14 protein-coding genes are annotated in these 11,954 nt (G+C 73.3%); 5 read left to right on the forward strand and 9 right to left on the reverse strand.

Annotated elements, in window-relative coordinates; translation table 11 throughout:
- Positions 1-108 precede the first annotated feature (108 nt).
- Genes AB0A69_RS20135 through AB0A69_RS20155 form a run of 5 tightly spaced genes read right to left on the reverse strand, consistent with a single transcriptional unit; the run spans position 109 to position 4,480 of the window.
- Positions 109-1,548, reverse strand: a complete 1,440-nt coding sequence (locus AB0A69_RS20135) for a cytochrome P450 (protein ID WP_361423398.1) — start codon at positions 1,546-1,548, stop codon at positions 109-111.
- On the reverse strand, positions 1,545-2,195 hold the full coding sequence (locus AB0A69_RS20140; protein WP_361423401.1) for an ATP/GTP-binding protein: 651 nt from the start codon (positions 2,193-2,195) through the stop codon (positions 1,545-1,547). Before AB0A69_RS20140 ends, AB0A69_RS20135 begins: the two co-directional genes overlap by 4 nt.
- Positions 2,176-2,568 carry a DUF742 domain-containing protein gene (locus tag AB0A69_RS20145; protein ID WP_361423404.1) on the reverse strand — a complete coding sequence of 131 codons (393 nt, stop codon included), beginning with the start codon at positions 2,566-2,568 and terminating at the stop codon, positions 2,176-2,178. Before AB0A69_RS20145 ends, AB0A69_RS20140 begins: the two co-directional genes overlap by 20 nt.
- Positions 2,565-2,966, reverse strand: a complete 402-nt coding sequence (locus tag AB0A69_RS20150) for a roadblock/LC7 domain-containing protein (protein WP_355366355.1) — start codon at positions 2,964-2,966, stop codon at positions 2,565-2,567. Before AB0A69_RS20150 ends, AB0A69_RS20145 begins: the two co-directional genes overlap by 4 nt.
- Complete coding sequence (locus AB0A69_RS20155) at positions 2,963-4,480, reverse strand: ATP-binding protein (protein WP_361423407.1); 1,518 nt, start codon at positions 4,478-4,480, stop codon at positions 2,963-2,965. The genes AB0A69_RS20150 and AB0A69_RS20155 overlap by 4 nt, the downstream gene beginning before the upstream one ends.
- A gap of 181 nt (positions 4,481-4,661) precedes the next feature.
- On the opposite strand from AB0A69_RS20155, the gene AB0A69_RS20160 reads away from it, so the two are divergent.
- From AB0A69_RS20160 to AB0A69_RS20175, 4 genes are all read left to right on the forward strand, one after another.
- Positions 4,662-4,940, forward strand: a complete 279-nt coding sequence (locus AB0A69_RS20160) for a hypothetical protein (protein ID WP_361423410.1) — start codon at positions 4,662-4,664, stop codon at positions 4,938-4,940.
- Between the two features lie 47 nt (positions 4,941-4,987).
- Entirely contained in the window at positions 4,988-5,362 is a 375-nt protein-coding gene (locus tag AB0A69_RS20165) for a hypothetical protein (RefSeq protein WP_361423412.1), read from the forward strand.
- Positions 5,363-5,439: 77 nt separating this feature from the next.
- Complete coding sequence (locus AB0A69_RS20170) at positions 5,440-5,775, forward strand: metalloregulator ArsR/SmtB family transcription factor (protein WP_361423414.1); 336 nt, start codon at positions 5,440-5,442, stop codon at positions 5,773-5,775.
- Positions 5,775-6,485, forward strand: coding sequence for a cation transporter (locus AB0A69_RS20175; RefSeq protein WP_361423417.1), 711 nt, complete (start codon positions 5,775-5,777; stop codon positions 6,483-6,485). The genes AB0A69_RS20170 and AB0A69_RS20175 overlap by 1 nt, the downstream gene beginning before the upstream one ends.
- Here AB0A69_RS20175 and AB0A69_RS20180 read toward each other — a convergent pair.
- On the reverse strand, positions 6,482-7,186 hold the full coding sequence (locus AB0A69_RS20180; protein WP_361423420.1) for an ester cyclase: 705 nt from the start codon (positions 7,184-7,186) through the stop codon (positions 6,482-6,484). The two genes, AB0A69_RS20175 and AB0A69_RS20180, sit on opposite strands and share 4 nt — an antisense overlap.
- A 208-nt stretch (positions 7,187-7,394) precedes the next feature.
- Between AB0A69_RS20180 and AB0A69_RS20185 the strand changes: the two genes are divergently transcribed.
- The gene (locus AB0A69_RS20185) at positions 7,395-8,516 is read left to right on the forward strand and encodes a S1 family peptidase (RefSeq protein WP_361423423.1); all 1,122 of its coding nucleotides are present in this window, start codon (positions 7,395-7,397) and stop codon (positions 8,514-8,516) included.
- 24 nt (positions 8,517-8,540) lie between these two features.
- Here AB0A69_RS20185 and AB0A69_RS20190 read toward each other — a convergent pair whose 3' ends face one another.
- Genes AB0A69_RS20190 through AB0A69_RS20200 form a run of 3 tightly spaced genes read right to left on the reverse strand, consistent with a single transcriptional unit; the run spans position 8,541 to position 11,891 of the window.
- The gene (locus AB0A69_RS20190; protein WP_361423426.1) at positions 8,541-9,722 is read right to left on the reverse strand and encodes an anhydro-N-acetylmuramic acid kinase; all 1,182 of its coding nucleotides are present in this window, start codon (positions 9,720-9,722) and stop codon (positions 8,541-8,543) included.
- Positions 9,723-9,772: 50 nt separating this feature from the next.
- Positions 9,773-11,140 carry an MFS transporter gene (locus AB0A69_RS20195; protein WP_361423429.1) on the reverse strand — a complete coding sequence of 456 codons (1,368 nt, stop codon included), beginning with the start codon at positions 11,138-11,140 and terminating at the stop codon, positions 9,773-9,775.
- Positions 11,141-11,183: 43 nt separating this feature from the next.
- Positions 11,184-11,891, reverse strand: coding sequence for a TetR family transcriptional regulator (locus tag AB0A69_RS20200; RefSeq protein ID WP_361423432.1), 708 nt, complete (start codon positions 11,889-11,891; stop codon positions 11,184-11,186).
- Between the last annotated feature and the right edge of the window lie 63 nt (positions 11,892-11,954).

Raw genomic sequence — 11,954 nt, forward strand, 5'->3', positions numbered from 1 at the left:
CACACGCGTCTCGTTCACCCCAGAGTGATCAACTGTGGCGCATCGTAGTGACCGGATTCCGATCCTCCAATAGGACAATCACCCAGGGAAACGGCGGCTCTTACGTGGTCATCGCCCTCGCTGGAAGATCGACTTCCACCACGGCACCCGCGCCGGACGCTCCAGTTCAGCCGTGGCGGGCACGGCGACCGGCACCGCTTCCGGAAGCGGGCCCGGCATGGTGGAGGCGAAGTCGGCGGGCTTCTTCCCGTTACCCTCCAACGCCTCTTGTGGTGGCGTGAACCGTACGGGCAGCGCCTCCAGGCGCTTGGAGAGCCATGCCGCGCGCGTCGTCAACTCCTCGTCGCCGACGGCCAGCTGAAGGTCCGGCAGTCTCGACAGCAGGGTGTCGATCCCGGTGTCCGCGATCGCCCGGCCGATGTCCTGCCCGGGGCACTCATGCGGACCGCTGCTGAAGGAGAGATGGGCGCGGTTGCCCTGCAGTGGTGCGGACAGGTCGGGCCGGATCTCGGGATCGACGTTGCCGGCCGCCACCCCGAGCAGCAGCATGTCACCGGCGCTGATCCGCTGTCCTCCGAGGAGCGTGTCACCGGTGGCCCAGCGGCCCGGGATCGCCGAAAGAGGGGGCGCGTCCCACAGGACCTGTTCCAGGGCGTCGGGCAGCGTCATATGGCCACCCGCGAGACTTGCCCGGAAGCGGCGGTCGGTGAGTACCAAGTGCAGCGTGTTGGCGATCAGGTTGACCGTGGTCTCGTTGGCGGCGACGAGTACGAGCCGCAGGTGTTCCAGCACCTCGTCGTCACTGAGTTCCGCGGCGTGGCTGATGAGCCGGCTCGGCAGGTCATGGCCCGGGTGGGCCTTCTTGCGCTCCGTCAGCGTCCGCAGCGTACGGACCAGGAAGTCGTTACTGGCGAGCGCCGTCTCACTGCCCTTCATCAGGTCCAGCGCCGAGTCGACCAGTCGTGGCCCGTACTCCTCCGGCATGCCGAGGAGCTGCGTCATCACCAGCATGGGCAGCTTCTCGGCGAAGTCGCCGATCAGATCGGCTTGTCCGGTCGCCGCGAAGGCGTCGACCAGTTGGTTCGTGTACCGGATCACGTACCGCCGGATGCCCCGGCGATCGAACTGCTCCAAACTGTCGGTGACGGCGGAACGTAGCCGCTCGTGCTCCGCTCCGTCCGCGAAGACGCAGATCGGCTGCCATTCGACCATGGGGCGCAAGGGGGAGTCCGGGGCGACCCTGCCTTCCTGGAACATGCGCCAGTGGCGTGAGTCCCGGGAGAACCGCGACGGCGAGCGCATCACCTCGAGGTTCTCCCGGTGCCCCAGCACCAGCCACGCCGGCAGGTCGCCATGGAGGAGCACCGGCGCCACCGGGCCGTGTTCCTTTCGGAGCGCTTCGTACAGGGCGCTCGGGTCGGACTCGGCGACCGGGCCGTACAGCCGGTGCGGTGCGCCCGCGCCACCCATGCCGTGCGCCGGGCAGCCCGGCGGCGGGGCCGGGAAGGAGCCGGTGGTGTCGGTGGTGTGGGGGTGCGGCGTGGTCATGACGCCTCCTGCGTCGTGGCGAGGGTCTGGAGGTAGCGCATCAGCGTCATCAGGACGTCCTTGGCGGAGCCGCGCTCGCGCGCGTCGCACGGCAGGATCGGCACCGAGTACGGCAGGTCCAGCGCCGTGCGCAGCTCCTCCACCGGGTACGTCGGCGCGTCCGGGAAGGAGTTGACGGCCACCACGAACGGCACCCCGCGCTCCTCCAGCCGCCCGATCACGTCGAAGCTGACCTCCAGGCGACGCGTGTCCACCAGCACCACCGCGCCCAGCGCGCCCTCGAACAGGCCGCGCCACAGGAACCAGAAGCGCTCCTGGCCCGGCGTACCGAACAGGTAGAGCACCAACTGGTCGTTGATGCTGATGCGGCCGAAGTCCATGGCGACCGTCGTCGACGTCTTGCCGTCGACCCCGGAGGTGTCGTCGACGCCGACCCCGGCCTGCGTCATCGTCTCCTCGGTCGTCAGCGGCCGGATCTCGCTCACCGAGCCGACCAGCGTCGTCTTGCCGACGCCGAAGCCGCCCACGATGACCACCTTCACGGCGGTGGTGGCCGTCGCGGGCAGCACGTCCTCGCTCCGCGGCCCGCGCGCCACCGGCGCGCCTGCCTGCTCAGAGCCGTACTGCTCAGAGCTTTTGAAGTCCATCGATCACTGCCTCAATCAACGCGCGGTCGGGGAGTCGGGCGGGTGGGACGGGGGCGCGGGCGACGACCCGGTTGTCGGCGATGAGGTCGCCGAGCAGGACGGTGACGACACTGACCGGGAGGCCCAGGTACGCGGAGATCTCGGCGACCGACAGCGGTGCCTGGCACAGCTGGACGATCGCCGCGTGCTCCGGCTGCATCCCGGGCCGCGCGCCGGACCTGGCCACGATCAGCGTGACCAGGTCGAGGGCCGCGGCGGCCGCGGAGGCTCCGCTGCGGCCGCCCGTGATCACGTACAGCCGCTCGGGGCTCGTCTCCTCCCAGTCCGCGCCGGTGGCGCCGCCTTTGCCGCCTCCGCCGCCCGCGTCGCTCACTCGGCGTCCCGGCGCGGCGGACTGCTCAGGTGCTCTCCGATCCGCAGTACGAGGTCGCGCATGCGCTGACCCATCAGCCCGGCGTCGACGCCCTCGTCGGCGAGCACGGCGAGGTACGCGCCGGTGCCCGCCGCCATCAGGTAGAAGAAGCCGCCGTTCATCTCGATGACCACCAGCCGCATCCGGCCGTCGCTGCCGGGGAGTTCGGTGGCGACCGCGCCGGCCAGCGACTGCAGGCCGGCGCAGGCGGCGGCGAGCCGGTCCGCCGTGTCGTCGTCCGTGCCGTACTGGGCCATGCGCAGACCGTCGGCGGAGAGTACGACCACGTGCCTGGTCTGCGGCACGCCTTCCGCGAGATCCTTGAGCATCCAGTCCATATTGGCCTGCTGCTTGATCATGGCTGAGTGTTCCCCTTGCTTGCGTCGGTGGGCTCCCCGGTCAGGCCGCTCTGGAACGCGGCCAGCCACATTCCGGGTTGCACCTGAGGTGAGGGCTCCTGGTCGGGAGCGGCGGTGGGCGTCGGCGGTGCCGACGCGGCGGGTGTGCCGGACGCGCCCGGTGCGGGCTTCTTGCGGCGCCGCTGCGGCAGCCCGTTCGGGGTGCGCGCGGTCACGGCCGGCGTGTGGTCGTCCGCGACGGGGCCGGTGGCGGCGGCACGCGCGGCGGAGGAGGCGGCGGTGGTGCTTCCGGCGGGAGTGGCGGCGGGGTCGGCGGCCGGCCCCGGCAGGGCGGGCGCCTCCGGCACCGTCGTCCGCGGGACGGACGAGGCGCCGATGCCGTGGGCGAGGCCGCTCGCGGAGGCGACGGTGGTGATCAGCTCCTGCGGCACGACCACGACGGCCCGGACACCGCCGTACGCGGACGGGCGCAGCGAGACCTGGAAGCCGTACGCCTGCGCCAGCCGGCCCACCACGGCGAGGCCGAGGCGCGGCGTCTCGCCGAGGTCGTTGAGGTCGATGCCCTGCTGGGCCTGGCGCAGCATGCGTTCGGCCCGCTTGCGGGCCTCCTCGCTCATGGAGACGCCGCCGTCCTCGATCTCCACGGCGATGCCGGACTGCACCTCCACGGCGGTCAGGTGGACCTTGGTCTGCGGCGGCGAGTAGCGCGTGGCGTTGTCGAGGAGCTCGGCGAGCGCGTGGATCAGCGGCTCGACGGCCGGGCCGGTGACGGCGACCTCGGTGACGGAGTGCAGCTCCACGCGCTGGTAGTCCAGGATCCGGGACATGGCGCCGCGCAGCACGCTGTACAGGGGCACGGCCCGGCTCCACTGGCGTCCGGGGCGGGCACCGCCGAGCACGGCGATGGAGTCGGCGAGCCGGCCGATCAGCGCGGTGCCGTGGTCGATGCGCAGCAGATCGCCGAAGACCTGGGGGTTGTTGCCGTGGCGGTCCTCCATCTGCCGGAGCTCCTGGGCCTGCTGGTGCACGATGGCCTGAACCCGTCGGGCGATGTTCACGAAGGCACGCTGTGCGGACTCGCGCAGGTCCTCCTCGGCGACGACCGCGTCCACGACGACGCGTACGACCGCGCGGTGTTCCTCGGGCGCGGTGAGCGAGGCGAGCACGTCCTCGGGGAACTCGCCCCGGCGCAGCCGCTCGACGGCGTCCGGCAGCAGGGTTCCGGCCAGGTGCGCGGTCTCGGCGTTCCGCCGGGCCAGGGCCGTGTCGCGGGCGGCGACGGAGCGCTCCAGCTGTTCGATCACCCGCCCGCGGCGGGCAGCCTCGGCGCCCATGGCGGCGAGCGCGAGGGCGGCGACGGCGCCGATGACGCCGACCGGTACGCGCGCCGGGGCGGAGACCAGAGCCACCGTGACACCTGCGGCGACGGCGGTCAGAGCGGCGGGCAGAAGCCACACGAAAGAGGCCGCGGACCGCGGGCTTCCACTTCCGGGCGACGATTCCTCACGGACCATCAGCACCCTCAAACCCATCGAACGAGAAAGATCATATGACGACGGGCGGGAGCATAGCCCCTGGAAGTCAAGGGGATTGACGGCGGGTCACGCCTTTGGCGCGATCTGTATGCGGCGGCCCGCCTCCACGTGCGGCCGGGGTCATAACCGGAGGAAACGACTCCGCCCCTATCCTCCGGACATGTCGAATCGGAGAGCGATACCGGACGGGCCTTCGGAGAGCGTCCTCGCGTCGGGCGGTACCACGGCCCGCTTCGACGGCGAGCGGCTGCTCGTCACGCGGGGCCGCACGACCTGGACACTGCCGGTGCGTGCGCTCGCCTCGGCCGAGCGCACGGTCGGCGGTGTCCTGCGTGTCACGATCAGCGGGCCGCCGGGCGCCGCGGGCCACGGGCTGGGGGCGGCCGTCGAGCTGCGCGCCCCAACGACCGCGCGGTCGAGGCGTTCCTGGGCCGACTGACGGCGGCGCTCCTCGCGAGCACGCCCGACCCCGACGGACGCGCGCTCGTGCGCACGGAGACCGAGCCGCCGAGGGAGCTCACCGGAAGGACCCTGGGGGCGCTGCACCTCTCCGCGGCCTCGGTGCTGTACGTGCTCCTGCTGTTCCTGCTCGGGGTCGTCAGCCCGCAGGACCGGCTCGGCGCCGCCCTCACCCTGACCGTGGGCGGACTTCTGGGGCCGATCGGCGCGATTCCGCTGTGGCGGGTGGGGCGTCGGGTGCGCTCGCTGTGGCTGCTGCGCAGGCGGGGGATCGGCGTGGTCGGGGAGGTGACCGGCACGGTGAGGATCTGGAGCAAAGGCCCCCATCTGTGGGTCTTCTCGAAGATGACGTTCCGCACCGTCCTGTGCGTCCTGCCGAACGTCCCGGGCCTCCAGGGGTGACACCTCCGACGGTTCGGGGCTGACACCCCCACGGTTCAGGCTTTCCTGAATTCAGGTTTCCGTGTACGTTTCTCGGCGTGCTGACCCTCGCCTCGGACATCGAGACCCTCGCCCGCTTCGGCCGCGCCCTCGCCGACCCCATCCGCTGCCGGCTGCTGCTCGCGCTGCGCGAAGCGCCCGCGCACCCCGCCGATCTCGCCGAGCGACTCGGCGTCTCCCGTACGCGCCTGTCGAACCACCTCGCCTGCCTGCGCGACTGCGGCCTCGTCGTCGCCGTCCCCGTCGGCCGCCGCAGCCGGTACGAGCTCGCCGACCCCCGGCTCGCCCGCGCCCTGGACGACCTGCGCGCCGCCGTGGTGGCCGTCGCGGCGGACGCGACGTGCCCGGACGCGGACGACAAGGGGTGCTGCTGATGGCGACCGCGACCGCGACCCTGACCGCCGACCGCCGTGACCGGCTGGCCCGGCGCATACGCCTGCTGGTGGCGGCCACCATCGCCTACAACGCCGTCGAGGCGGTCGTCGCCCTCACCGCCGGAACCGCGGCCTCCTCCACGGCCCTCATCGGCTTCGGGCTGGACTCGATCGTCGAGGTCTCCTCCGCCGCCGCCGTGGCCTGGCAGTTCTCCGCGCGGGACCACGCGGTGAGGGAGGCCCGGGAGCGCACGGCGCTGCGCGTCATCGCGGTCTCGTTCTTCGCCCTCGCCGCGTACGTCGCCGTCGACGCCGTCCGCGCCCTGAGCGGCACGGGCCACGCCGAGGAGTCGCTCCCGGGCATCGTCCTGGCGGCCGCCTCGCTGGCCGTCATGCCGTTCCTGTCCGCCGCCCAGCGGCGCACGGGACGGGAGCTGGGGTCCGCGTCGGCCGTCGCCGACTCCAAGCAGACCCTGCTGTGCACGTACTTGTCGGCCGTCCTGCTGGCGGGCCTCGCCGCCCACGCCCTGCTCGGCTGGTCGTGGGCGGACCCCGTCGCCGCGCTCGTCATCGCCGCGGTCGCGGTGAAGGAGGGCCGGGACGCCTGGCGCGGCGACGGCTGCTGCGCCCCGGCCGCCCCGCCTACCCCGCAAGCCGCGCAAGTCGCCGACGCGTGCGGCGGGTGCTGCACCCCCGTTCGAGACGGCTAACGCTCGTACGGCTCGAAGACGCCGAGCTGCTGCATCAGTCCGAGGTCGTCGATGTTCCACCAGCTCTCGGCGATCTTGCCCTCCTTGCAGCGGAAGGTCGCGTGGCCGGTGCCCGAGACGTCCCGGTTGGTGGGCTCCAGGCCCCGGTACTCGCCGATGTGGCGGCCCGTGTAGGACATCCGCATGCAGACCAGGTCGCCCTCCGCCACCAGACTCTCGATGGTGCAGGTGGGGGAGAACGCCGTCATGGTCTCCTGGTTCTCGGCCTTGGCCCGCTCGAGGTCGACGTCGTACGACGACAGCGACGGGTCGTGCTCCCGGTAGTCGGCGGTGCACAGCTCGTCCGCCGCGTTGATGTTGCCCCGGTTGATGACCTCCTCGACGAACCGCTGCACCACGATCTTGTTGAGCTGCTGGTCCCCGACGACATCGAGGTCCGTGAACGACGGCTCACCGTCGCAGAGCTCCATCAGCTGCTGGTAGATCCGGTTGGTCTCCGGCAGGTTCGAGTTCCTCATCGCCTCCTCGTACGAGGGGAATTCCACGATCTCGACGACGTGCGTGCCGTCGGAGCGGTCCCGGCCGACGATGGAATGGGTGGCCGTCCGCTTACCCTCCGTCGCCTGGATCCACTGGTCCATCAAGCCGCGTAGTTCATCGACCCTGTCCGTCTTGAGGTCGATGACCTGGACGAATGACATGGTCCCTCCTGCCGCTCGGGTCACTCGGGCACCTTCAGAATATGTCTGATATGCGGCAGATGTTCGGTCGAGGCGCCCGCCCGCCGGGAAACCGGACCCTCCACCCCGCTGAACGCGGCGGCTCCGCCGTCCGTACCCAGGGGCGGACGCGTCCCCCCGGTAGCCGGCCCGGCATCCGGAGTCCGAACCAGCCGCAGGAGCCACTGAGTTGACCCACAGGCGCATCACCAAGAGAAAAGCCGTCCTCGCAGGAGCCGCCGCCACCGGCGTCGTCGCCGCGGCGATCCTGCTGCCCAACGCCAACGCCTCCCAGGGCGGCTCGGGACCCGGATCCGGCTCCCAGGCGGTCATCCCGCAGAAGATGACCGCCGCCGCCGCGGCCGGCCTGGCGAAGAAGCTGGGCGCCCGGCTCGGGGACGCCTACGGCGGGGCGTACTACGACGCGGGGAAGCAGCAGCTCATCATCAACGTCGTCGGTGACGACAACGACATCGATGTCGAGGTGGCCCAGGCGGGCGCGGTCCCCCGCGAGGTGCGCAACAGCACCAGAACGCTGACGTCCGCCGCGCGCACGCTCACCCGCGAGGCGACCATCCCCGGCACCGCCTGGGCCGTCGACCCGCGCACCAACCAGGTCCTCGTCACGGCCGACCGCACCGTCACCGGCGACCGGTGGGACCGGCTGGAGACGGCCGTGAAATCGCTCGGCGACGGCGTCGCCCGCATCCAGAAGTCCAAGGGCGAGTTCAAGCCCTTCGCCGACGGCGGCGACGCCATCTTCGGCGGCGGCGCCCGCTGTTCGCTCGGCTTCAACGTCACCACGCAGCAGGGACAGCGCGGCTTCCTCACCGCCGGGCACTGCGGGGTCGCCGCCGAGCAGTGGACCGACGAGAACGGCGCGCAGCTCGGCACCGTCCAGGCCGCCACCTTCCCCGGCGAGGGCGACTTCGCCCTGGTCACGTACGACGACCCCGGCGCGGACGCCCCCGACGTCGTCGACGTCGGCGGCGGCCGCAAGGTGCCGATCCGGGGCGCGGCCGAGGCGGCGGTCGGCCAGGAGGTGTTCCGCATGGGCAGCACCACCGGCCTGAGGGACGGTCAGGTCACGGGCCTGAACGCCACGGTGAACTATCCGGAGGGCACGGTCACCGGCCTCATCCAGACCACCGTCTGCGCCGAACCGGGCGACAGCGGCGGCGCGCTGTTCACCCGCGACGGCGCCGCCGTCGGTCTCACCTCGGGCGGCAGCGGCAACTGCGACGTGGGCGGCGAGACGTTCTTCCAGCCCGTCACGACCGCGCTCGCCGCGGTCGGCGCCCGCCTGCCGTGAGACGCGGCGCCCGTGCCCGTACGGTCAGGGCGGTGACACCCGCAGCCGTACGGGCACGGCCGCCGCGGGCACCCGCGGCAGCCACAGCCCGCCCCGGCCCGGGGTGAGGGAGCCCAGCACAGTCGCGTGCCGGGCACCGGTGCACGCCGGTACGGTGCCGGGCAGCCCGTGGGCGGTCAGGAATCCGAGAACCGCGAAGGCGTACGCCTCCTTGGCCGCCGACGGCAGCCCCAGCGCGTCCGAGTCCCGCACCGGGACACCGCCGAGCGCCGTGCGCAGCCGGGCCATCAGGACCGGGTTGCGGGTGCCGCCGCCCGAGACGACGACCTCCGTCGCCCCCGCCGACCGCACCGCGTCCGCCACCGTACGGGCGGTCAGCTCGGTGACCGTGGCCAGCAGGTCGGGCGGGGAGAGGGAGCCCCGCCCGTCCCCGCCCAGGGCGGCCAGCAGGTACGGCAGGTGGAACAGCTCCTTGCCGGTCGTCTTGGGCGGCGGCGCCGCGTAGTACGGCTCCGCCAGCAGCCGGCGCAGCAGCTCCGCGTCGACGGCGCCCCGGGCCGCCAGGGCGCCGTCCTCGTCGTACCGCAGCCGGCCGCCCGTGACGTGGTGCGCGGCCGCGTCGATCAGGGCGTTGCCCGGGCCCGTGTCGAAGGCGAGGGGCGCGCCCGGCCCGGCGGCCACCGTGAGGTTGGCGATGCCGCCGAGGTTGAGCGCGACCGGCACGCCCGGGCGGCCGCGCAGCCACAGCACGTCCACGAGGCTCACCAGCGGCGCACCCTGCCCGCCGGCGGCGACGTCCCGGGTGCGCAGGCCCGAGACCACCGGGAGGCCGGTCGCCTCGGCGATCCAGGCCGGCTCGCCGAGCTGCAGCGTGCCGCACACCCGGCCCCCCTCGACCCAGTGGTGGACGGTCTGCCCGTGCGAGACGACCAGCTCCGCCCGGCCGCCGCACAGCTCGCGGCAGGCCCGTACGGCGAGGGAGGCGAACGCCTGCCCGATGCGCGTGTCCAGCGCGCACACGTCCTTCATGGTCGTGGCCGCCGGGGGCAGCGCGGCGGCCAGCGCGGCCCGCAGCCCCTCGTCGTACCCGGCGCTCACCATGCCGAGCGGGCGCAGGACGACGGCGTCCCCGTCGAGCGCCAGATCGGCGGCGGCCGCGTCGACCGCGTCGTACGACGTGCCCGACATCATCCCGATGACCCGCACGGCTCCACTCCCGTCGTCGGTCGCGTGTTGTTCGGCGTACCGGCCGTGCGTCAGTCGCGCAGGGCGCGGCGGTGGTCGTCGCCGCGCAGCCCGGCCAGGGCGAGCGCGCTCACGGCGCAGGTGGCGGCCACGTAGTACGCGGGGACGTCGATGTCGCCGGTCCGCTCGACCGCGTGGGTGACGAGGAGGCCCGCGCAGCCGGAGAACACCGCGTTGGAGAGCGCGTACGCCAGCCCCAGACCGGTGTAGCGGACGTGCGTGGGGAACATCTCGGCGAGCATCGCCGGGCCCGGGCCCGCCATCAGCCCGACCACCGCGCCCGCCGCCACCACCGCGAGGCCCTTGGCCGCCGTCGCGGTCGCGGGGTCCTGCAACAGGTCCAGCAGCGGGAAGGCGAGGAGCACGGCGAGGACGGCGCCGGCCACCATGACCGTCCGCCTGCCCACCCGGTCGCTGAGCGCCCCCGCCGGGAGGATCGTGGCCGCGAAGCCCAGATTGGCGAGGACGGTGGCGGTCAGCGCCTGCTGGAACGTGGCGTTCAGCGTGGTCTGGAGGTACGACGGCAGGACGACCAGGAAGGTGTAGCCGGCCGCCGACCAGCCCATGAGCCGGCCGACGCCCAGCGCGACGGCCCGGACCGCCTCGCGCGCGGGAGCGGCCGGCGGGGCCGCCTCGCCTCGGACGTGGCCCCGGAACGACGGGGTCTCCTCCAGCCGGAGCCGCAGCCACAGCGCCGCGAGACCCATCGGCAGCGTCAGCAGGAACGGCAGCCGCCAGCCCCAGGAGTGAAGCTGGCCGGACGACAGGACGGCCGCCAGCAGGGCGGCCACGCCCGCGCCCCCGAGCAGGCCGAGCGCCACCGTGAACGACTGCCACGCCCCGTACAGGCCCCTCCTGCCCGGCGGGGCGGACTCCGTCATCACGGAGACGGCCCCGCCGAACTCGCCTCCCGCGGACAGTCCTTGCACCACGCGCAGGAGCGTGAGCAGCCACGGCGCCGCCGCGCCCAGCGTCGCGTACGTCGGGAGCAGGCCGATCAGCGTGGTCGCGCCCGTCATCAGCAGCACGGCGAGGACGAGGGCGGGGCGCCGTCCGGCGCGGTCGCCGAGGCGGCCGAAGAGGGCCGCGCCGAGCGGGCGGAAGAAGAAGGCGAGGGCGAAGGACGCGTACGTCCTGACGAGCGCCTCGGCGCCGCCTCCGCCGCCCTCCCCGCCGACGCCGCCGGGGCCGGCCGCCTCCGGGCTGAAGAAGTGGGCGGCGATGATCGTGGCGAAGTAGCCGTAGATCCCGAACTCGTACCACTCGATGAAGTTGCCCACCGAGCCCGCCACCAGCGCCCGGCGGGAGCGCGGCGGCGCGGCTCCGGTGGGTGGTCCGGTCGCTGTGGTCGCCGGGCCGGGTGGGGGCTGCCTCTCCATGACTGTTCGTTACATCACCGCGGCGGACCGCTGTCAACGACGTTCACCGGGGCGGTGCGGCGAACCGGTCGAGCAGCGCGTCCAGCCCCGCCGCGAGCCCCTCCTCGCCCGCCCGCTCCGCCAGGGCGGGCGCCGCGGCGCGCAGGCGGGGCAGCTCGTCGGCGGGCATCCGGTGCAGCCCGAACCGGATCGCCGGCTCGGGCTCGTCGGGGCTGTCCACCACGGCGGTCAGCTCCACGAGGACGTACCCCACCGTCCAGGCCGTCACGGCGCGGTACGCCAGCGGCGCCCGGTCCTCCTCGATGCCCGAGCGGGCGAGGAGCGCCAGGACGTGCTCGTGGGCGCGCAGCACGGCGCGGGGGCGGCGCGACAGCGGGACCGCCAGCATGCGGGTGGCCAGCAGCGGGACGACCTGCGGGTGGCGCAGCGAGAGCCGGTGGAGGCCGAGTGCGGTGCGGTGCAGCTCGGCGCGCCAGTCGGCACCGTCGCGCCCGCGCCCCGGCGGCTCCAGCGGCCCCAGCGCATCCAGGAGCTCCGTGAAGAACGCCTCGACCAAGCCGTCGAGCAGGCCCTCCTTGCCGTCGGCGTACCGGTACAGGGCCATCGCCTCGACCCCCAGCTCGGCGGCGAGCCGCCGCATGCTGAGCGCGGACAGGCCCTCGCGGTCGACCAGCGCGAGGGCGGTGGCGAGAACGAGCTCCCTGCTCAGCCGCCCGCGACGGCGCCGCCCCGGTCCTGCCTGCTGGGGCATCCCACGCCTCCGGGGGTTCCCTTGACCCTCTCGACATACAGGAGCAAAGTGTCCATATACGTT

This window comes from Streptomyces sp. NPDC045431 (genome assembly GCF_040646655.1).
Classification (GTDB): domain Bacteria; phylum Actinomycetota; class Actinomycetes; order Streptomycetales; family Streptomycetaceae; genus Streptomyces.